The organism is Pseudomonas sp. TE4620 (assembly GCF_056279045.1).
Genome location: NZ_JBWBQO010000001.1, coordinates 3,966,874 through 3,986,098 on the forward strand (window position 1 = coordinate 3,966,874; position 19,225 = coordinate 3,986,098).

General features: G+C 64.0%; 18 protein-coding genes and 1 pseudogene. 11 read left to right on the forward strand and 8 right to left on the reverse strand.

From position 1 onward, the window contains the following. The first annotated feature begins 43 nt into the window (after window positions 1-43). From ACZ9A3_RS18315 to ACZ9A3_RS18325, 3 genes are all read left to right on the forward strand, one after another. A complete protein-coding gene (locus ACZ9A3_RS18315) occupies window positions 44-1,801 on the forward strand; it encodes a sensor histidine kinase (protein WP_093379981.1) in 1,758 nt (585 codons plus the stop codon). Then, the gene (locus tag ACZ9A3_RS18320; RefSeq protein WP_476252981.1) at window positions 1,795-3,129 is read left to right on the forward strand and encodes a sigma-54-dependent transcriptional regulator; all 1,335 of its coding nucleotides are present in this window, start codon (window positions 1,795-1,797) and stop codon (window positions 3,127-3,129) included. Before ACZ9A3_RS18315 ends, ACZ9A3_RS18320 begins: the two co-directional genes overlap by 7 nt. Window positions 3,130-3,313: 184 nt before the next feature. Beyond that, complete coding sequence (locus ACZ9A3_RS18325; RefSeq protein ID WP_045197546.1) at window positions 3,314-4,633, forward strand: MFS transporter; 1,320 nt, start codon at window positions 3,314-3,316, stop codon at window positions 4,631-4,633. A 69-nt stretch (window positions 4,634-4,702) separates the two neighbouring features. Here the strand turns inward: ACZ9A3_RS18325 and ACZ9A3_RS18330 are convergent, their stop codons facing one another. Next, window positions 4,703-5,458: a COG4705 family protein gene (locus ACZ9A3_RS18330; RefSeq protein ID WP_195884919.1), complete on the reverse strand. Its 756-nt coding sequence runs from the start codon at window positions 5,456-5,458 to the stop codon at window positions 4,703-4,705. A 322-nt stretch (window positions 5,459-5,780) separates the two neighbouring features. Here ACZ9A3_RS18330 and ACZ9A3_RS18335 point away from each other — a divergent pair. Both ACZ9A3_RS18335 and ACZ9A3_RS18340 read left to right on the forward strand, forming a co-directional pair. After that, window positions 5,781-6,026, forward strand: a pseudogene (locus tag ACZ9A3_RS18335) (hypothetical protein); the annotation flags it as partial. A 116-nt stretch (window positions 6,027-6,142) separates the two neighbouring features. Further along, the gene (locus ACZ9A3_RS18340; RefSeq protein ID WP_195884920.1) at window positions 6,143-6,754 is read left to right on the forward strand and encodes a flavin reductase family protein; all 612 of its coding nucleotides are present in this window, start codon (window positions 6,143-6,145) and stop codon (window positions 6,752-6,754) included. On the opposite strand, the gene ACZ9A3_RS18345 is transcribed toward ACZ9A3_RS18340, so the two are convergent. Continuing rightward, window positions 6,744-6,986 (reverse strand): hypothetical protein, encoded by a 243-nt coding sequence (locus ACZ9A3_RS18345; protein ID WP_213603373.1) that lies wholly within the window; start codon window positions 6,984-6,986, stop codon window positions 6,744-6,746. The two genes, ACZ9A3_RS18340 and ACZ9A3_RS18345, sit on opposite strands and share 11 nt — an antisense overlap. Before the next feature lie 38 nt (window positions 6,987-7,024). After that, on the reverse strand, window positions 7,025-7,333 hold the full coding sequence (locus ACZ9A3_RS18350; RefSeq protein ID WP_045197535.1) for an antibiotic biosynthesis monooxygenase family protein: 309 nt from the start codon (window positions 7,331-7,333) through the stop codon (window positions 7,025-7,027). 203 nt (window positions 7,334-7,536) lie between these two features. On the opposite strand from ACZ9A3_RS18350, the gene ACZ9A3_RS18355 reads away from it, so the two are divergent. After that, entirely contained in the window at window positions 7,537-8,466 is a 930-nt protein-coding gene (locus ACZ9A3_RS18355; RefSeq protein WP_045197533.1) for an AraC family transcriptional regulator, read from the forward strand. Between the two features lie 110 nt (window positions 8,467-8,576). Here ACZ9A3_RS18355 and ACZ9A3_RS18360 read toward each other — a convergent pair whose 3' ends face one another. Together ACZ9A3_RS18360 and ACZ9A3_RS18365 are read right to left on the reverse strand one after the other, a co-directional pair. Continuing rightward, window positions 8,577-10,010 carry an aldehyde dehydrogenase family protein gene (locus ACZ9A3_RS18360; protein ID WP_476252982.1) on the reverse strand — a complete coding sequence of 478 codons (1,434 nt, stop codon included), beginning with the start codon at window positions 10,008-10,010 and terminating at the stop codon, window positions 8,577-8,579. Beyond that, a complete protein-coding gene (locus ACZ9A3_RS18365) occupies window positions 10,007-11,644 on the reverse strand; it encodes a 5-guanidino-2-oxopentanoate decarboxylase (RefSeq protein WP_258594727.1) in 1,638 nt (545 codons plus the stop codon). Before ACZ9A3_RS18365 ends, ACZ9A3_RS18360 begins: the two co-directional genes overlap by 4 nt. Before the next feature lie 113 nt (window positions 11,645-11,757). On the opposite strand from ACZ9A3_RS18365, the gene ACZ9A3_RS18370 reads away from it, so the two are divergent. Next, window positions 11,758-12,639: a LysR substrate-binding domain-containing protein gene (locus tag ACZ9A3_RS18370; RefSeq protein WP_213603367.1), complete on the forward strand. Its 882-nt coding sequence runs from the start codon at window positions 11,758-11,760 to the stop codon at window positions 12,637-12,639. Here ACZ9A3_RS18370 and ACZ9A3_RS18375 read toward each other — a convergent pair. After that, window positions 12,633-13,247 carry an NAD(P)-dependent oxidoreductase gene (locus tag ACZ9A3_RS18375; protein WP_045197520.1) on the reverse strand — a complete coding sequence of 205 codons (615 nt, stop codon included), beginning with the start codon at window positions 13,245-13,247 and terminating at the stop codon, window positions 12,633-12,635. The genes ACZ9A3_RS18370 and ACZ9A3_RS18375 overlap by 7 nt on opposite strands. A 30-nt stretch (window positions 13,248-13,277) precedes the next feature. Then, window positions 13,278-14,159: an MBL fold metallo-hydrolase gene (locus tag ACZ9A3_RS18380; protein ID WP_476252983.1), complete on the reverse strand. Its 882-nt coding sequence runs from the start codon at window positions 14,157-14,159 to the stop codon at window positions 13,278-13,280. Window positions 14,160-14,264: 105 nt separating this feature from the next. On the opposite strand from ACZ9A3_RS18380, the gene ACZ9A3_RS18385 reads away from it, so the two are divergent. Beyond that, on the forward strand, window positions 14,265-15,173 hold the full coding sequence (locus tag ACZ9A3_RS18385; RefSeq protein WP_045197516.1) for a LysR family transcriptional regulator: 909 nt from the start codon (window positions 14,265-14,267) through the stop codon (window positions 15,171-15,173). Window positions 15,174-15,244: 71 nt separating this feature from the next. Next, the gene (locus ACZ9A3_RS18390; RefSeq protein WP_176794223.1) at window positions 15,245-15,418 is read left to right on the forward strand and encodes a hypothetical protein; all 174 of its coding nucleotides are present in this window, start codon (window positions 15,245-15,247) and stop codon (window positions 15,416-15,418) included. Here the strand turns inward: ACZ9A3_RS18390 and ACZ9A3_RS18395 are convergent. Beyond that, on the reverse strand, window positions 15,411-16,289 hold the full coding sequence (locus tag ACZ9A3_RS18395; protein ID WP_093379957.1) for a helix-turn-helix domain-containing protein: 879 nt from the start codon (window positions 16,287-16,289) through the stop codon (window positions 15,411-15,413). The genes ACZ9A3_RS18390 and ACZ9A3_RS18395 overlap by 8 nt on opposite strands. A 168-nt stretch (window positions 16,290-16,457) precedes the next feature. Here ACZ9A3_RS18395 and pobA point away from each other — a divergent pair, with 168 nt between their 5' ends. Continuing rightward, a complete protein-coding gene (gene pobA, locus ACZ9A3_RS18400) occupies window positions 16,458-17,651 on the forward strand; it encodes a 4-hydroxybenzoate 3-monooxygenase (protein ID WP_093379954.1) in 1,194 nt (397 codons plus the stop codon). Window positions 17,652-17,729: 78 nt separating this feature from the next. Beyond that, window positions 17,730-19,187, forward strand: a complete 1,458-nt coding sequence (locus ACZ9A3_RS18405) for an MDR family MFS transporter (protein ID WP_401289188.1) — start codon at window positions 17,730-17,732, stop codon at window positions 19,185-19,187. Window positions 19,188-19,225: the final 38 nt, after the last annotated feature.

Sequence of the window (19,225 nt, forward strand, 5' to 3'; positions counted from 1 at the left end):
AAGGGAAGGCCAGGAGGCCTTCCCCACTGCCGGGACTTGCACCATGCCTTCTTCCTTTCGCGCCCTGCGTCTGGGCCTGATTCTGTTCTTCATCCTTGCCGGTACCCTGCTGACCGCAGGCTGGGCCATGCACCATGCCAAGCGCCAGTCGATGGTCGAGGATGCCCGCCGGGCCAATGAGCAACTGGGGCTGTATGCCACGTCGCTGCACACCCTGATCGAGCGCTACCGCGCCTTGCCCGCCGTGCTGGCACTCGACCCGGAACTGATCAGCGCCTTGCGCGGGCCAGTCGCAGGCCCGGTGCAGGACGCCCTGAACCGCAAACTGGAACGCATCAACGGCGCGGCCAATTCCTCGACCCTGGAACTGCTCGACCGCACCGGCCTGGCCGTGGCCGCCAGCAACTGGCGCCTGCCCAGCACCTATGTCGGCTCCAACTATGGCTTTCGCCCGTACTTCAAGCAGACCCGCAGCCAGGGCAGTGGCCGCTTCTATGCGGTGGGCGTGACCAGCGGCGTGCCGGGGTATTTCTTGTCCAGTGCCGTGCATGATGAAAACAGCCGTTTTCTCGGCGCCATGGTGGTCAAGCTGGAGTTCCCCGAGCTTGAGCGCGAATGGCGCCAGGGCAGCGATATCCTCCTGGTCAGCGACGCCCGCGGGATCATCTTCATCGCCAACCAGGACGGCTGGCGCTACCGCGAACTGCAACCATTGAGCAGCGCCGACCGCGCGGAACTGGCCGCTACCCGCCAGTACGACAAGCAACCGCTGGTGCCATTGCAGCACCATATCCTCAGCAGCTTCGACGCCAACAGCCACCTGATGCGCGTGCAGGGCCCCGAGGGCAGCACCGATTACCTGTGGGAAAGCCTGCCGCTGGAGGCCGAAGGCTGGACCCTGCACCTGCTGCGCAAGCCGCAGGTCAGCGATGACGGGCGCAACGCCGCGCTGGCCGCCGCTGCCGTGTGGCTAAGCCTGGTGTTCGCCCTGTTGTTCATCAGCCAGCGCCTGCGCCTGGCGCGCTTGCGCCAACGCAGCCGCGAAGAGCTCGAACGCCTGGTCGAGGCCCGCACCCGCGACCTGCGCACCGCCCAGGAAGGCCTGGTGCAATCGGCCAAACTGGCGGCGCTGGGGCAGATGTCGGCGGCCCTGGCCCACGAAATCAACCAACCCTTGACCACCCAGCGCATGCAACTGGCAACCCTGCGCCTGCTGCTCGACAACCAGCGCCTGGACGAAGCGCGCCAGGCCCTGGAGCCGCTGGAGCAGATGCTGACGCGCATGGCGGCGCTCACCGGGCACCTGAAGACCTTCGCCCGCAACAGCCCCAGCGGCCTGCGCGAACGCCTGGACCTGGCCACCGTGGTCGACCAGGCGCTGCAGTTGCTCGATGCGCGGATCCGCGCCGAAGACGTCAGCGTCGCCCTGTACCTGGCCCGCCCGGCCTGGGTGCGCGGCGATGCGATCCGCCTTGAGCAGGTGCTGATCAACCTGCTGCGCAACGCCCTGGATGCCATGGCCGAAAAGAGCTACAAACGCCTTGAGGTGCGCATCGATGCCGAGCAGGAGCACTGGCGCCTGAGCGTGCTCGACAGCGGTGGCGGTATCCCCGCCGAACACCTGGGCAGTGTCTTCGACCCGTTCTTCACCACCAAGCCGGTGGGCGAAGGATTGGGCCTGGGCCTGGCGATTTCCTATGGCATCATTCACGAAGCCGGTGGCCGCCTGCAGGTTGAAAACCAGCCCGGCGGCGCCCGTTTCAGCCTGACCCTGCCTATGGACCCGGAACCTGCATGTTGAACTCAGTAATGGTCGTCGACGATGAAGCCAGCATCCGCACCGCCGTAGAGCAGTGGCTGAGCCTGTCGGGCTTCAACGTGCAACTGTTCAGCCGCGCCGAAGACTGCCTTGAGCAACTGCCCGGGCACTTCCCCGGGGTGATCCTCAGTGACGTGCGCATGCCAGGGATGGACGGCCTGCAGTTGCTTGGAAAGCTGCAGGCCAGCGATGCCGACCTGCCGGTGATTCTGCTCACCGGGCACGGCGATGTGCCGATGGCGGTCGAGGCCATGCGCAACGGCGCCTACGACTTTCTGGAAAAACCCTTCAGCCCCGAAGCCCTGCTCGGCAGCCTGCGCCGCGCCCTGGAAAAACGCCAGCTGGTGCTGGAGAACCGCCGCCTGCATGAGCAGGCCGATTTCAAGGTGCGCCTGGAGGCGAACCTGCTGGGTGTGTCCCTGGGCATGCAGCAGTTGCGCAAGCAGGTGCTGGACCTCGCCAGCCTGCCGGTCAATGTGCTGATTCGCGGCGAAACCGGCAGCGGCAAGGAGCAGGTCGCACGCTGCCTGCACGACTTCGGCCCGCGCGCCGGCAAGCCTTTCGTTGCCCTCAACTGCGCGGCAATCCCAGAGCAACTGTTCGAGGCCGAGCTGTTCGGCCATGAAAGCGGCGCCTTCACCGGCGCCCAGGGCAAGCGCATCGGCAAGCTTGAATACGCCAACGGCGGCACGGTGTTCCTCGACGAAATCGAAAGCATGCCGCTGGCCCAGCAGGCCAAGCTGCTGCGCGTGCTGCAGGAGCAGAAGCTCGAACGCCTGGGCGCCAACCAGAGCATCAGCGTCGACCTGCGGATCATCGCCGCAACCAAGCCCGACCTGCTCGAAGAGGCCCGCGCTGGACGCTTTCGCGAAGACCTCGCGTACCGCCTGAACGTCGCCGAATTGCGCCTGGCGCCTTTGCGCGAGCGCCGTGAAGACATTCCGCTGCTGTTCAACCACTTCGCCCGCCTGGCCGCCGAGCGCGTTGGCCGCAGTGCGCCGCTACTCAGTGGCGCGCACCTGGGCAAGCTGCTGGGGCACGACTGGCCGGGCAACGTCCGTGAACTGGCCAACGCCGCCGAACGCCATGCCCTGGGCCTGGGCGAGCCGGCAGCGGCGCCCATCGAAGCCGGGCAGTCGCTGGCCGCCCAGCAGGAGGCCTTCGAGGCCCAGTGCCTGCGCGCCGCCTTGAGCCGGCACAAGGGCGAGATCAAGGCGGTCATGGAAGAGCTGCAACTGCCGCGGCGCACCCTCAACGAGAAGATGCAACGCCACGGCCTGTTGCGTGAAGATTTTCTCGGCCCTGCTTGATCGAAACGCCGATCAACATAAGCGGATTTTCGCCGACCCACCCGTTTGAATAGGCGGATTTCCGCTCACCACATCCATACAACCCTTCTAGACCGGGCTTCCAGCACCTGGCACAGCTTCTGCTATAGCCCTGGCAGGCTGCGTTTCGGCGCGCTCCACAAAAACAACTATGAAGGTCCCTTCGATGGATAACTCCACCACCCTGCCCGCCGGGGCGGCCGTTGCGCCCGCCGCGGAAAAAACCACCCGAAGCCGACTCAAGTCGATTTTCAGCGGTTCGATCGGCAACATGGTCGAATGGTACGACTGGTACGTTTACGCCGCGTTTTCCCTGTACTTCGCCAAAGCCTTCTTCCCTGCTGGCGACACCACTGCCCAGTTGCTCAACACCGCTGCGATCTTCGCCGTGGGCTTTTTGATGCGCCCGATCGGCGGCTGGCTGATGGGTATCTACGCCGACCGCAAGGGCCGCAAGGCCGCACTGATGGCCTCGGTACTGCTGATGTGCGCAGGCTCGCTGGTCATCGCCCTGACCCCGGGCTATGAAACCATCGGCGTCGCCGCACCGGTACTGCTGGTCATCGCCCGCCTGATGCAAGGCCTGTCGGTAGGCGGTGAGTACGGCACCTCCGCCACCTACCTCAGCGAGATGGCCACCAAGGAACGCCGTGGCTTCTTCTCCAGCTTCCAGTACGTGACGCTGATCTCCGGCCAGCTCATCGCCCTGGCGGTGCTGATCATCCTGCAGCAGACCCTGACCACCGAGCAGCTGTATGCCTGGGGCTGGCGCGTACCCTTCGTGATCGGCGCACTGTGTGCGGTGGTTGCCCTGTACCTGCGTCGCGGCATGGAAGAAACCGCCTCCTTCACCAAGAAGGAAAAGTCCAAGGAAAGCCTGATGCGCACCCTGATGCGCCATCCGAAAGAGCTGGCTACCGTGGTCGGCCTGACCATGGGCGGCACCCTGGCCTTCTACACCTACACCACCTACATGCAGAAGTACCTGGTGAACACGGTGGGCATGAGCATCTCCGACTCGACCACCATTTCGGCGGCCACCCTGTTCCTGTTCATGTGCCTGCAGCCGGTCATCGGCAGCCTCTCCGACAAGATCGGCCGACGCCCGATCCTGATCGCCTTCGGCGTGCTCGGCACCCTGTGCACGGTCCCGATCCTGACCACCCTGCACACCATCGAAACATGGTGGGGCGCGTTCTTCCTGATCATGGCGGCGCTGATCATCGTCAGCGGCTACACCTCGATCAACGCCGTGGTCAAAGCCGAGCTGTTCCCGACCGAAATCCGCGCCCTGGGCGTTGGCCTGCCGTACGCCCTGACCGTGTCGATCTTCGGCGGTACCGCTGAATACGTCGCGCTGTGGTTCAAGAGCATCGGCATGGAGACCGGCTATTACTGGTATGTGACTGCCTGTATCGCCTGCTCGTTGCTGGTGTATGTGTTCATGAAGGACACCCGCAAGCATTCGCGGATCACCACTGACTGACAGCCAACTTTGCGCTGTAAATGAAAAGGGGCGTCCAGCAATGGACGCCCCTTTTTTGCATGACCCGGTTCAGGACAACTCGGCCAGCGCCTGGCGCTGATTGCGATTGTTGTAGTAATAGGCCAGGCCGATCATCGCCAGCAAGATACCGCCCAATACCGCCGATGAGCCTACCGTGCCGAAGTCCAGGCCGCCCTTTTCATGGGGTTTGGTGAGGAAGTCGCCCAGGGTCGCACCAAAGGGCCGGGTCAGCACGAAGGCGATCCAGAACAACACCACGCCGGACAGCCGGGTCCAGTACCGGGCCACTACCACCAGGGCAATGGCACTGCCGATCAGCAAGGCGCCACCGGCAAAGCCCAGGCCCGAATCGTCTGCCAGGTAGTCGCCCAGCGCCGTGCCCAGGGTGTTGGAGAACAGGATCGCCACCCAGTAAAACAGCTCGCCCTTGCGCGTCTTGATGTGATTGACGTTGAGCGGATTGCCGCTCAGGCGCCAGAGGGCAAAGGTCAGCAACAGAATGCCGATCAGGATCGCCGAGCCGGTGGCGTAGCCCAGGCCCAGCGTGCGGTCCATGAAGTCGGACATGGTCGTGCCGGCGGTGCTGGTAGAAAGGATTACCAGCCAGTACAGCACTGGGTGGTAGGCCCTGGAAAACAGTTGGGTGACCAGGGTGGCGAGAAACACGCTGATCAGGATCAGCGAGCTCATGGCGTAGCCCACGTTCAATGTCATTGAAAGCAGGTCGCCGGCGGTCTCGCCGAGGGTGGTGGCGCAGATCTTCATGACCCAGAAGGCCAAGGTGATCTGGGGGAGTTTATTCATCGGGTAGCGCTCCAGTGTCAGGTGCGGCAGAGACTGCGCAAGCGCCGATGAAAAATCGGTAGTGGGCTGATGAAAAAAGTGTTTTGGCCGGTTTAACGACTGATTAATCCTGGGGGGGCATTGTTCACCCATGGGAGATCGGGTTGCCTGCATCGCGGGTCAAGCCCGCTCCCACAGGTGCGCGATAAAGGCGGGACTGTCGCCAAACACATCTAGTTATTCGATTTTTATACGCTATTTTTTGCGCTTTTTAATCAATTTAATCGGCGTAGCATTAAACCCATAGAAACAAACAACCCCTCACCACCTCGGAGCAACGACCATGAAAAGCAAACTGATCCTGACCCTGGCCTTCTCGGTACTGGCTGCCAACGCATTCGCCGAAGACGGCTTCGACCGCACCAACGGCCACAACTTCAGCGCCGTGCAAAGCCAGTCGGCCACTTATGCAGAAGATGGTTTCGATCGCACCGGCGCGGCCAAATTTGCCGAAGACGGTTTCGATCGCACTGGCGGCGCCAAATTCGCTGAAGACGGCTTCGATCGCACTCAGGCCCACCGCATCAGCTAACCCCTGCTGCGACGCAGTCAGCCCGGCTTCGGCCGGGCTTAGTCATTTTCAGCAAGGCCAAGCCTTGGCACACTAGAGGCTTACTCACAGGGAAGGCCTTCGGGCCAGCGCAGATGTATTACTACGAACCGGCAAAAGGCCACGGCCTGCCCCACGATCCGTTCAATGCCATCGTCGGCCCCCGCCCGATTGGCTGGATTTCCTCCCAGGACGCCGAAGGTCGCCTGAACCTTGCGCCCTACAGCTTCTTCAACGCCTTCAACTACATTCCGCCGATCATTGGTTTTTCCAGCGTCGGGCGTAAAGACAGCCTGAACAACATCGAGCAGACCGGCGAGTTCGCCTGGAACCTGGCCACCCTGCCGCTGGCCGAGGCCATGAACCAGAGCTGCGCTGCGGTTGCGCCGCAGGTCGACGAGTTCGCCCTGAGCGGGCTGACGCCCGTCGCGTCAAAGGTGATTGCGGTGCCGCGGGTGCAAGAAAGCCCGGTGTCGTTCGAGTGCAAGGTGACCCAGATCATCCAGCTGCAAAGTGCCGACCAGGCATTGGTGCCTAGCTGGCTGGTGCTGGGTGAAGTGGTGGCGGTGCATATCGCCGAGCACCTGCTCAAGGACGGTATCTACGATACCGCTGCGGGCCAGCCGATCCTGCGTGGCGGCGGCCCGGCGGATTACTTCGAGCTGGGCAACCTGTTCAAAATGGCCCGCCCGCAGGTCAACAGCTGAGTTGCCAGACCAGCTCGGCGTCGTCATCGACGCCCTGCAGGCGTTCAAGTTCGGCGCAGGCTGCTTCATCAGCGGCCAATGCGGTCTTGAAGGTCTGCTCCAGCAAGACCTTGTGAAAGCGCGGCGCCCCGGAGGCGCCCAGGCCTTTGACGGCGATGGCGGCGTGGTAGCCGTCGTCGCCGCGCACGGCTGCCGATACTGCTTCGAACTGCGAAAATTCTTTACGTGCCATGTGCCTTGAATCCACATCAATTGCCGAAAGCCGCCATTCTAACCTGCAGATGGTTCGCCGAAGGTATGCAGGTCGAGGCTGTCGACCACCCGCGCCTGTACCAACTCGCCGAACAGCTCGAGGGTCGGTGAAGCGAAGTAGCCACTCATCGATTGCTGATCGCGCCAGAAGCCGCTGAGCAGCCACAGGTCGGCGTCGGCCTGGGAGCGTTGCAGGCTGAATTTCAGGCAGCCGGGGGCCTGGCGCGAGGGTTCCAGCAGATCACGCAGGCGCTCGCCCAGTTCGTCTGAACGACCACTGCTGGCGCGGATAAAAGCAAGGTGGGTGACCGATTGTGCCGAGGTCATGAGCGTTTCTCCATGTGCAGCCAGATGAAATTGCCAGGCTGCACAGGTTAGGCCACGCGCCTGCGCGGCGGTTAGGCGATTCCTGTCGAGCGCTTGCCTGATCCTGCGCGCCTTGCAGGATCAGGCAAGCAGGCGGCAGCTTTCGACTAGCGCCGTGGCTTGCACAAACCTATCCTGCAGTCGTTCTCCGAGGAATCGCTCCCATGTCCGCTACCGACCCCAACCGCTTGATCCTCGACCCTGCCCTGGAGCGCCAGCGCCAGGAGCTGGCCGATCTTATCCAGCGCCATGCACCACGCCAGGCTGGCGTCGAGTCGGCGGTTGAAGACCTGTTTCTGGTGCGCTACGAAGAAAGCGTGCGCTCCATGCCGGCCCTGGCGGAGCCTGCGCTGTGCATCCTGGCCCATGGCAGCAAGGAGGTGTGCCTGGGCGACGAGCGCTATATGTACGACCCGTTGCATTACATGGTGGTGTCGGTGGCACTACCGATCAGCGGCGTGCTGCTCGAGGCCAGCCCGGAAAACCCCAGCCTGGGCGTGCGCCTGAACATCGACCCGGCGCAGATCAACAACCTGCTGGCCGATGCCGGCCCGCTGGGCGTACCGAGCTTGCCGTCGGGGCGCGGGCTGTATGTGGAACGGACCGATCCGCTGTTGCTCGATGCGTTGCTGCGGCTGATTCGTTTGCTCGATTCACCCAAGGACATCCCGATCCTCGCACCGCTGATCCAGCGCGAGATTCTCTATCGGCTGCTACGAGGCCCGCAGGGTTACCGGCTGTATGAAATCGCCATGGCCAACAGCCAGACCCACCGGGTGTGCCAGGCCATCGAATGGCTCAACCAGCACTTTGATCGGCCATTGCGCATCGACGAACTGGCGCGCGAGGTCAACCTCAGTACTTCGACCCTGCATCACCGGTTCAAGGCAGTGACGTCCATGAGCCCGTTGCAGTACCAGAAGCAGTTGCGCCTGCAGGAAGCGCGGCGGCTGATGCTTAATGACGGGCTGGAGGCGGCAGTGGCGGGTTATCGCGTGGGCTATGAAAGCCCATCGCAGTTCAGCCGCGAGTACAGCCGCTTGTATGGGGCGCCGCCGGTGCGGGATTTGGCTCGGTTGCGCAGCGCGCTCTAGATAGCTATCGCGGGTCAAGTCGGATCGCCGCACCGCCGCTCCCACTCAGGGCATAGCATCCAACCTGTGGGAGCGGCGGTGCGACGATCCGACTTGACCCGCGATGAAGTCTACACCGCCCTGACTACGTGCTTGATCTCCTGAAACGCACTCAAGCCCCAAGGCCCCAGCTCCCGTCCCAGGCTGCTCTGCTTGTAGCCACCCCAGGCCGTCTGCGGGAAGATCACCTGCGGCGCGTTGATCCACACCAGCCCGGCCTGCAAGGCATTGGCAACCCGCTCGGCAGCCTGCAAGTCACGGCTGAGCACGCTGGCCACCAAGCCGAACTCGGTGTCGTTGGCCAGCGCCAGCGCCTCGGCTTCGGTGGCAAACGAGCGCACACACAGCACCGGACCGAAGATTTCCTCTCGCCACAAGGCGCTGTCCACTGGCACCTCGGTGAACACCGTCGGGCTGACAAAATAGCCGCAAGGCAGCTGCGCCGGCCGTGAGCCGCCACACAGCAACTGCGCCCCTGCTTGCAGGCCTGCGGCGATATGCGCCTGCACCCTTTGGTACTGGGCCTGGTTGACCAGCGGCCCCATTTCGCTGTCGCCGCTGAACGGCTCGCCGACGCGAATCCCTTCGGCGCGGGCCTTCAGGGCATCGATAAATGCCGGGTACAGGGCTTCGGCGACCAGCACCCGGCTGGTCGCCGAACACATCTGCCCGGCATTGAAGAAGCCACCCAGGCAAGCCAGCTCCACTGCCAGTTCGAGGTCGGCGTCCTCGAGCACCAGCAACGGCGACTTGCCGCCCAGCTCAAGGCTCACGCCCTTGACCGTTTCCGCCGCTCGCTGCATGACCTGCACACCCACCGCATTGCTGCCGGTGAAGGAAATCTTGGCAACACGCGGATCGGCCGCCAGCGGCGCGCCCACTGCAAGGCCAGTACCACAGACCAGGTTGAACACCCCGTGCGGTAGCCCCGCTTCGGCGATGATTGCCGCCAGTTCCAGCTCGGCCAGCGGCGTGACTTCCGACGGTTTGAGCACCACGCAGCAGCCGGCCGCCAGGGCTGGCGCGAGCTTCCAGGCGGTAGTGACCATGGGGAAGTTCCACGGCACGATCAAGCCGACCACGCCGCACGGTTCACGGCGCACCCGGGCGACAAAGTCTTCGCTGGGCAGCGCCACCGAGCGGTCACGCCCGAGGTTATCGGCAAGCTCCGCGTAATAGCGGAAAGTGGCGACGACATCATCGACATCGATATGGGCTTCAGCCAGCGGCTTGCCGTTGTTGCTGGCTTGCAACTGCACCAGGCGCTCGCGGCGCGCTTCGACGCCCTCGGCAATGGCCCGCAAGATCGCCGCACGGGTCGGCCCGCTGGAGGTGGACCACTCAACAAACGCAGCCTGGGCAGCCAGCGTTGCCCGTTCGACGGCTTCAGCGTCACCCCCGGCAACTTCCGCCAGCATCTGCTCGTTGCTCGGGTTGATTACCGCCAGCGCTTGCGGGCCATGCTGCCAGACGCCTTCGATATAGATGCCAGGCAGCTTGATCATGCGGGCACCGCCTGCATCCAGGTGGCCTGGTCGATTTCGATCAGGCTCGGGCCTTTGCGATCGCAAGCCTGGCGCAAGGCTTCACGCAACTGGGCAAGGTCACCCACCGATTCGGCGCTGCAGCCCAGGGCCTTGGCCACGCCAATAAAGTCAGGGGTGTAGATGTCGACACCGACCGGTTCGATGGCGCGGTTGACCATGTAGCGCTTGATCTCTTCGTAGCCCTGGTTGTTCCACAACAGCACGATCAGCGGCACCTGCGCCTCACGGGCACTGGCCAGCTCCGGCAGGGTGAACTGCAAGCCACCGTCACCGATCAGGCACACCACCGGCGCGCGCTCGGCCGCCACTTCAGCGCTACCCAGCCAGGCGCCCATGGCTGCCGGCAGGGCGTAACCGAGGGTACCGTAGCCGGTCGAGGCGTTGAACCAACGCCGCGGTTGGTCCATGTCCAGAGTCAGGTTGCCGGTGTACACCGGCTGTGTCGAATCGCCGACCAGCACTGCGCCGGGCAGGGTTTCGAGGAGGGTTGTGAGCATGCGCGTCTGGCTGCGCATCGGCAGGTCGCGCTCGGCTTGCAGCACCTCACGCAGGTGCGCGGCACGGGCCGCACCCCATTCGGCGCCGCGCACCGGGGCCGGTTGCTCGGCCAGGGCGACCAGCAGGGCCTGGGTGGCGATGGTCGAATCGGCGACCAAAGCGACCTTCGGCGGGTAGTTGCGCACGGTCTGGTCGGGGTCGATGTCGATGCGCAGCAGCTCACCGGGGATCTCGAAACCGCCCTTGAAGGTCACGTCGTAGTCGGTCTCGGCAAGCTCGGTACCGATCGCCAGCACCACATCGGCCTCGGCGACCAGGGCGCGGGTGGCCACCAGCGACTGGGTCGAGCCGATCTGCAGCGGGTGGCTGGCCGGCAGTACGCCCTTGGCGTTGATGGTCAGCGCTACCGGGGCCTGCAGGTATTCAGCCAGGCGAGTCAGCGCGGCGCTGGCGTCAATGGCGCCACCTCCGGCGAGAATCAGTGGCCGCCGGGCGGCAGCGAGCATGGCGGCCATTTGCGCAACCGGCGCAGGCGCGGCGCCAGCACGGGCGATGCGCACCGGGGCACAGGCCAGCAGGTGATCGGCGTCTTCGACCAGTACATCCAGCGGAATCTCGATATGCACCGGGCGTGGCCGGGCGCCATCGAACACGGCAAAGGCACGGGCCAGCACCGACGGCAGGTCATCGGCGCTCATCAGCGTGTGGGAAAACGCCGCCACACCGGCCACCAGGTTGCCCTGCGCCGGCAACTCGTGCAGCTTGCCGCGCCCACCACCCAGCTGGTCGCGCGACTGCACGCTGGAGATCACCAGCATCGGGATCGAATCGGCATAGGCCTGGCCCATGGCGGTGGTGATGTTGGTCATGCCCGGGCCGGTGATGATGAAGCACACACCCGGCTTGCCACGGGTACGGGCATAGCCGTCAGCCATGAAACCGGCGCCTTGCTCGTGGCGCGGAGTGATGTGGCGGATGCTCGAGCCTGCCAGCCCGCGATAGAGTTCCACGGTATGCACGCCGGGAATTCCAAAGACATGGTCTACGCCATAGCCTTCAAGGAGTTTGACCAGTACTTCGCCGCAAGTCGCCATGATCGTGTGCCTGTAATTGTTCGGGAAACAGCCTGTATTGGACCGCCCGACGGCTACCTGCACAATGCAAAAAAGCTCATACTAGCCATGTTTCCAAGTCATGGCTCAAGCTGATGAAACGCCTGCCTCCATTGCCTGCGCTGCACACCTTTCTGGTCACCGCCCAGTGCTGCAACTTCACCCGCGCCGCGCAATTGCTGCACATCACCCAGGGTGCGGTGAGCCGGCAGATTGCCGGCCTTGAAGAGCACCTGGGTTATCCGCTGTTCCTGCGTCAGGCCCGCGGCCTGAGCCTGACCCGCGAAGGCCAGGACTGGCTGCCGCGGGTGCAGCAGGTGTTCGCCCTGATCGAGGAAGGCGTGCAGCAGGTCGGGGCGCGCAGTACCACCTTGCAGCTCAAAGCCCCGACCTGCGTGATGCGCTGGCTGCTGCCACGGCTGATGGAATGGCAGGCGCTGCGCCCGGACGTGCCGGTGGAGCTGACCACCACGGTGCAGCACGGGGTGGATTTTCGTCGGGAAGTGTTCGATGCGGCGGTGGTCTATGGCGCCCGGCCCAACCATGGCCTACAGACCCAGAAGCTCTTTGATGAACAACTGACGCCGGTGTGCGCGCCGCAACTGCTGAGCGGCGCCCTGCCCTTGCAACAGGTCGCCGACCTTGATCAGCACATGCTCCTGCACCCGACCCGCGACCAGCGCGACTGGAATGCCTGGCTCGATGCCGCCGGGGCGAACCTGCCCCGGCAGGGCAAGGGCCAGCATTTCGAAACCCTGGACATGGCCATGTCCATGGCCTCTCAGGGCACCGGGGTGGCCATCGGCGACTGGTCGCTGATCGGTGATGACCTCAAGTGCGGACGGCTGGTGATGCCGTTCCCGCTCAAGGTCAGCACTGGCCAGGCCTATTACCTGGTGCGACCGCAAGGGTCGGCTTCAGCGGCTTTGCTGGAGCTGCTCGCCTGGTTGTGCGAGCAGGCCCAGGTGCCTCAGTAACCGACGGTGAAGCGCTGGCGCGAGTGTGCCGGTTTCTCTACTTCATCGAGCATGGCGATAGCGTAGTCGGCAAAGCTGATCCAGCTCTTGCCGTCGGCGCCGATCAGCAGGTGATCCTTGCCCAGTTTGTAAGCGCCGCGGCGCTCACCTTCGACGAACTCGGCCGAAGGCGAGAGGAAGCTCCAGTCCAGTTCCTGTTCCTGACGCAGAGTGTCAAGGTAGTGGCCGCCGGCGGTGGCTTCAGCCTTGTAGGCCTCGGGAAAGTCCGGGCTGTCTATGACCTTGTGCCCCGACGGCAGCAACAGGCTGCCGGCCCCGCCTACTACCAGCAGGCGCTTGACCCCGGCGCGCTTGACCGGCTCGATGATGGCCTGCGGCTTGATGCTGGAAAAGTGTGCGGCGCTCAGTACCACGTCGTGGCCAGCGACTGCCTGTTCAAGGGCGGCGGCATCGCTGACGTCCAGCGCCACGCTTTTCACCCTCTCACGCCCCTGCAGTTTCGACGGGTCTCGGGCAATGGCGGTAACGCTGTGGCCGCGGCGCAGGGCCTCTTCCAGCAACTGGCTGCCAGCACGGCCGGTAGCCCCAATGATTGCGATCTTGCTCATGGACATTCTCCAGTCAGGATTGAACAACGCTTACCACTTCATCTCGCCCTTGGCGACCTTGGCGCCGAGCTGCAGCGAGCTCTCTTCGCCCAGGTCCGGGTAACGTTTTTTCATCGCCGCGATCAGTTCGGCGGCGTTGCCAGCCTTGGCGGTTTCTTCGTCGAAGGCCCGGATATAGTCCGCAGTGAACTGCACCGCCTTGAGCGAACGGCTGCTCTGGCCCAGGTAGTGGCCAGGAATCACGGTGTCGGGCTTGAGCTGCTCGATACGCTTGAGGGTCGCCAGCCAGTCCTTGTGCGATTGCGCCGACTGCGTGTCGGCCATCCACACGTGCAGGTTCTCGGCGACTACCACGCCACCGACCACCGCCTTGATCGACGGAATCCACACGAAACTGCGGTCCGGTTGCGGGCCGTCGAGGCCAACCACTTGCAGGCGCTGGCCTTCAAGCTTGAGCTCGGTACCTTGCAGCACTTGCGGCACGATCAGCTTCGCCGGCTTGTCGGCGCCCATCTGCGGGCCCCAGTAGGCCAGCTTGCCATCCATGGTCTGCTTGATATGGGCGACGGTCGCCGCCGAGGCCACGACTTTGGCCTTGGGGTAGGCGTCGGTCAGGGTCTGCAGGCCGAAGTAGTAGTCCGGGTCACCGTGGCTGATATAGATAGTGGTCAGTTGCTTGCCGCTCGCTTGCAGCTTGGCCAGTACCTGTTCGGCCTGGGCCTTGCCGAACTGGGCGTCAACGAGGATGGCGTCATGCTTGCCGCTGACGATCACCGAACTGACCGGAAACAGGGCATTGCTACCCGGATTGTAGACATCCAGGTTCAGCGGCTCGGCGGCCGAAGCCTGGGCCATGACCCCAAGGGTGGCAAAGGCGAGCAACAAGCGGCGCAGGGAGAACGAACGAGGCATCAAGGTGATTCCTGTGAAGTGGGCAATGAGCAACAGCTTAGTTGCACGATCCGTCACAAAAAATGCGATGCTTAGGATTAGTTTGTTTCTGAAAGCGGGCAAATCATGGATCGTCTGACAGCAATGCGGGTCTTCGTCAGCGTGGTCGACCTGGGCAGCCAATCGGCTGCCGCCGACCACCTGGAACTCTCCCGGCCGGTGGTTTCCCGCTACCTGGCCGAGCTTGAGGACTGGGTCGGCGCGCGCCTGATGCAGCGCACCACCAGGCGCCTGAGCCTGACCGCCGCCGGCCAGGAAACCCTGCCGCGCTGCCGGCAGATGCTCGAGCTTGCCGGCGACCTGCAGGCCGCGGTCAGTACCCCCAACGATGCGCCGCGCGGCGAGTTGCGCATCAGCGTCAGCACCTCGTTCGGCCAGGCACAGTTGATGGACGCCGTAGCCGACTACGTCAAACGCTATCCCGGGGTAAAGATCGACCTGCAGATGCTCGACCGCACGGTGAACCTGGTGGATGAGCGCATCGACCTGGCGATCCGCACCAGCAACGACCTGGACCCGAACCTGATCGCCCGGCGCCTGAGCGTATGCCGCTCGGTGATCTGCGCCTCGCCCGCCTACCTGCGCCAGCACCCGGCGCCGCAGCAGGTGCAGGAGCTCAGCCAGCACAACTGCCTGACCCATTCTTACTTCGGTCGCAGCCTGTGGCATTTCGACGTGGCTGGCGAGGTGGTGTCGGTACCGGTGCAAGGCAACATCAGCGCCAACGAAGCCATGACCCTGCAACGGGCGGCGCTGGCTGGCGCCGGTGTGGCCATGCTGCCGACCTACCAGGCTGCCGGCGCCCTGCGCAGTGGCGAGCTGGTTCGCCTGCTGCCCCGGGCCAAGCCGCGCGAGCTGAACCTCAACGCTGTGTACACCTCGCGCAAGCACATGCCGGCGACCCTGCGCAGCATGCTCGACTTTCTCGCCGAGCGCTTTACCGCCGAGCCTATCTGGGACCAGGACCTGCTCTAGACGGGCACACCCGGCCAAGCTGACCTATGCTTTGAATAGCACCTGTAGGTGGTTGGCAGGAGGTGAGCATCATGGGCGTCAAATCCAGAAAATGCGCCGTTATCTGTGCCATGGCCGCTGTGGTCGGCTTGTATGCCACCGCCGCCTGGCGGGTTGAACAGATCCGCAATCAGCCCTACTCCGCCGCCAGTTGCAGCCTGGCGCACTGCGTGCCGCACACCGCGACGCTGAGCGCACTCAAGTAGGTGATTGCCCGGGCTGGTGACGAAAGTCACTGGGCGCCTTGCCGGTCAGGCGGCGGAAGAACCGCGAGAAATACGCAGGGTCGGCAAAGCCCAGGCTGTCGGCCAGTTGCTTGATGCTCAGGCTGGTGTAGATCAGCTCGCGCTTGGCTTCAAGCAACAGGCGTTGATGGATGATCTGCAAGGCCGACTGCCCGGCCAGTTCGCGGCAGATGCTGTTCAGGTGCGCCACCGAAATCCCCACCTCATGGGCCAGCGCCTCGACGCTCGGCTGCTGACGAAACTGCTGCTCGACCAGCGCGTTGAAGCGCTCCAGATACTCACGTCCGCGTGCCACCGCCAGGCCTTGGCCATGACGCTGCAAACATTGGCGACTGATCCACACCACCAACAGGTTTATCAATGAGCGCAACTGCAAATCGCGCCCGGGCAGGTCCCGCTGGTACTCCTGCTGCAAGGCGCTGAACAGGCTGTAGAGATAGTTGCGATCGTCGCCTGCCAGGTAGGTGCCGGCCTGGGCCAGGGCCGCTGGTGCGCCGGCCAGTTGCGTGTGCAGCAGGTTGACCAGCGGCGCCGCCAGCGTCACCACGTAGCCGTCGACATCGCTGGAAAAACGAAAGCCGTGCACGCACAGCGCCGGTACCACCTGGATCGCCGCCTGCTCCAGACGCCGCACCTGGCCTTCGACTTCGATCTCGGCCTGGCCGGCATAAAGGAACAGCAGTTGGCACAGATCGGCGTGCCGATGGGGCTCGATTTCCCAGTCGTGCAAGCGGCTGCGCGCCGGGATCGACTCGCAGTGCAGCAGGTCCGGGGTCGGCCACTGCAACTGTTCGCCATACAGTTTGAATACCGGTATCGACGCCTTGCTCATTGATCAACTGGCTCCAGGGCAATGCCCGATAATCGCACTGATTAGTGAAAAGTCCTGCTTCCTGCGGTTTTTATCCCTTCTTCGCCCGTCTTTCCAAGCGAAAAATGCAAGCACAACAATCATAAGCTGCTTTCGGCCCTGCGCTGAAGCTTGCCTGGGATAACAACCATGAAGACTCAAGTCGCCATTATCGGTGCCGGCCCTGCCGGACTGCTGCTCGGCCAGTTGCTGCACAAGGCCGGGATTGCCAACGTCATCGTCGAGCGCCAGAGCGCCGACTACGTGCTCGGGCGCATCCGTGCCGGGGTGCTGGAACAAGGCATGGTCCAATTGCTGCGCGAAGCCGGCGTCGGTGCGCGCATGGACGCCGAAGGCCTGCCCCACAGCGGTTTTGAACTGGCCTTCGACGGGCGCCGCGAACACATCGACCTCAAGGGCCTGACCGGCGGCAAAGGGGTGATGATCTACGGCCAGACCGAAGTCACCCGTGACCTGATGCAAGCGCGCCAGGCCTGCGGCGCCGTGACGGTCTATCAAGCCGACAACGTCCGGCCCCATGATCTGAAGTCCGAGCACCCTTACCTGACCTTCGAAAAAAACGGCGAAGTGCTTCGCCTGGACTGCGACTACATTGCTGGCTGCGACGGCTACCACGGCATCGCCCGGCAATCGATTCCCGCCGAGGCGCTGAAGATTTTCGAGCGGGTCTACCCGTTCGGCTGGCTCGGCGTGCTGGCCGATACCCCGCCGGTCAGCGACGAACTGGTGTACGCCCGCCACGAGCGCGGCTTCGCCCTGTGCAGCATGCGCTCACCGACACGCACTCGCTATTACGTGCAGGTGGCGGCTGAAGAAAAGGTCGAGGACTGGTCCGATGAGCGCTTCTGGACTGAACTGAAATCGCGCCTGCCCACGGATCTTGCCGAGCGCCTGGTGACCGGCCCGTCAATCGAGAAAAGCATCGCGCCGCTGCGCAGCTTCGTCGTCGAACCCATGCAGTACGGCAAGCTGTTCCTGCTCGGAGACGCCGCGCACATCGTCCCGCCCACCGGCGCCAAGGGCCTGAACCTGGCGGCCAGCGATGTCAGCACCTTGTACAACATCCTGCGCAAGGTCTACGGCGAAGGTCGCACCGATCTGCTCGAGCGCTACTCGCAGATCTGCCTGCGGCGGATCTGGAAAGCCGAACGGTTTTCCTGGTGGATGACCTCCATGCTGCATCGATTCCCGGACAGCGACGCCTTCAGCCAGCGTATCCAGCAAACCGAGCTTGAGTATTACGTGAGCTCCGCAGCCGGTCGCACAACACTGGCAGAAAACTACGTCGGCCTGCCCTACGAGCCAATCGAAGAAGACGCTTAGCAAGCTATCGAGTAGACTGGTCAGCACCTGTTCCCGCAGCGTAACGGCTGCGGGCTTCACCTGCCCCCGAGCTGGCCCGTGACTCAACTGAACACTCCGCAACCGGTGCTGCGCAGCGTGCTCGTCGCGCTGATGCTGGCGATCTTCCTCGGCGCCCTCGACCAGACCATCGTCGCCGTGTCGATGCCGGCGATTTCGGCGCAATTCAACGACGTCGGCCTGCTCGCCTGGGTGATTTCCGGCTACATGGTGGCCATGACCGTAGCGGTGCCGATCTACGGCAAGCTCGGCGACTTGTACGGCCGGCGGCGGATGATTCTTACCGGCACTGCGCTATTTACCCTGGCGTCGATCTTCTGCGCACTGGCGCAGAACATGGAGCAACTGGTGCTCGCGCGGGTGCTGCAGGGTATCGGCGCCGGCGGCATGGTCTCGGTCAGCCAGGCGATCATCGGCGACTTCGTGCCGCCGCGCGAACGCGGCCGTTACCAGGGCTATTTCAGCAGCATGTACGCCCTGGCCAGTGTCGCCGGGCCGGTGCTGGGCGGAATACTCACCGAATACCTGTCGTGGCGCTGGGTGTTCTGGCTCAACCTGCCGCTGGGCCTGACCGCCTGGTGGGTGACCCGCCGAGCCCTGCGCAGCCTGCAGGTGCCTACACGCAAGGCGCAGGTCGATTACCTCGGCGCCGCGCTGCTGATTCTTGGCCTGGGCAGCCTGCTGCTGGGCATCACCCTGATCGGCCAGGGCCAGCCCTGGGATTCTGCGCAAGTGGCCAGCTTGCTCGGCTGTGCGCTGATCGGCCTGCTGCTGTTCGTACTGCATGAACAGCGAACCGCCGAACCGCTGCTGCCGCTCAAGTTGTTCGCCAATCGCATCGCCACCCTGTGCTGGTGCACGATTTTCTTTACCAGCTTCCAGGCCATCTCGCTGACCATGCTGATGCCGCTGCGCTACCAGAGCATCACCGGTGCCGGCGCCGACAGCGCCGCGTTGCACCTGCTGCCGCTGGCCATCGGCTTGCCCATCGGCGCTTATTGCGGCGGCCGCATGACTTCGCACACAGGGCGCTACAAACCGCAGATTCTCGGCGGCGCGCTGCTGATGCCGTTTGCCATCGTCGGCATGGCCTTCAGCCCGCCGCAGGCAGCCTGGTTCAGTGGCGTGTTCATGTTGTTGACCGGCATTGCCTCGGGCCTGCAGTTCCCCACCTCGCTGGTGGCAACCCAGAGTGCGGTAGAACCGCGAGATATCGGCGTGGCCACCAGTACCACCAACCTGTTCCGCTCACTGGGCGGGGCCATGGGCGTGGCTATCATGTCCACCCTGTTGCTGGCGATGCTGGCCCAGGGCGGCTTGAGCCTGGCCGGCGATGCCCTGCTTGGCAGCCTGCAGGCCGGCGAACCGACCGCGGCAATGCAGGCTGAATTGCTGCTGACCTTTCGCAACCTGCTGCTCGGCAGCGCGGCAGTTTCACTGCTGGGGCTGACGGCGGCGCTGGCCTTGCCTGACAGACAATTGCGCGGCCGCCCGTAAGACCTTATAACTGACGTGGAAACAAATGATCACAAAGC

Coding starts and splice junctions, on each gene's coding strand:
- ACZ9A3_RS18330 (WP_195884919.1), bottom strand. CDS start 5,458: ATGAATAAACTCCCCCAGATCACCTTGGCCTTCTGGGTCATGAAGATC.
- ACZ9A3_RS18360 (WP_476252982.1), bottom strand. CDS start 10,010: ATGATCAAGCTGCCTGGCATCTATATCGAAGGCGTCTGGCAGCATGGC.
- ACZ9A3_RS18370 (WP_213603367.1), top strand. CDS start 11,758: ATGAAACGCCTGCCTCCATTGCCTGCGCTGCACACCTTTCTGGTCACC.
- ACZ9A3_RS18315 (WP_093379981.1), top strand. CDS start 44: ATGCCTTCTTCCTTTCGCGCCCTGCGTCTGGGCCTGATTCTGTTCTTC.
- ACZ9A3_RS18395 (WP_093379957.1), bottom strand. CDS start 16,289: ATGAGCAAGGCGTCGATACCGGTATTCAAACTGTATGGCGAACAGTTG.
- ACZ9A3_RS18385 (WP_045197516.1), top strand. CDS start 14,265: ATGGATCGTCTGACAGCAATGCGGGTCTTCGTCAGCGTGGTCGACCTG.
- ACZ9A3_RS18375 (WP_045197520.1), bottom strand. CDS start 13,247: ATGAGCAAGATCGCAATCATTGGGGCTACCGGCCGTGCTGGCAGCCAG.
- ACZ9A3_RS18350 (WP_045197535.1), bottom strand. CDS start 7,333: ATGACCTCGGCACAATCGGTCACCCACCTTGCTTTTATCCGCGCCAGC.
- ACZ9A3_RS18345 (WP_213603373.1), bottom strand. CDS start 6,986: ATGGCACGTAAAGAATTTTCGCAGTTCGAAGCAGTATCGGCAGCCGTG.
- ACZ9A3_RS18325 (WP_045197546.1), top strand. CDS start 3,314: ATGGATAACTCCACCACCCTGCCCGCCGGGGCGGCCGTTGCGCCCGCC.
- ACZ9A3_RS18390 (WP_176794223.1), top strand. CDS start 15,245: ATGGGCGTCAAATCCAGAAAATGCGCCGTTATCTGTGCCATGGCCGCT.
- pobA (WP_093379954.1), top strand. CDS start 16,458: ATGAAGACTCAAGTCGCCATTATCGGTGCCGGCCCTGCCGGACTGCTG.
- ACZ9A3_RS18320 (WP_476252981.1), top strand. CDS start 1,795: ATGTTGAACTCAGTAATGGTCGTCGACGATGAAGCCAGCATCCGCACC.
- ACZ9A3_RS18380 (WP_476252983.1), bottom strand. CDS start 14,159: ATGCCTCGTTCGTTCTCCCTGCGCCGCTTGTTGCTCGCCTTTGCCACC.
- ACZ9A3_RS18340 (WP_195884920.1), top strand. CDS start 6,143: ATGTATTACTACGAACCGGCAAAAGGCCACGGCCTGCCCCACGATCCG.
- ACZ9A3_RS18365 (WP_258594727.1), bottom strand. CDS start 11,644: ATGGCGACTTGCGGCGAAGTACTGGTCAAACTCCTTGAAGGCTATGGC.
- ACZ9A3_RS18355 (WP_045197533.1), top strand. CDS start 7,537: ATGTCCGCTACCGACCCCAACCGCTTGATCCTCGACCCTGCCCTGGAG.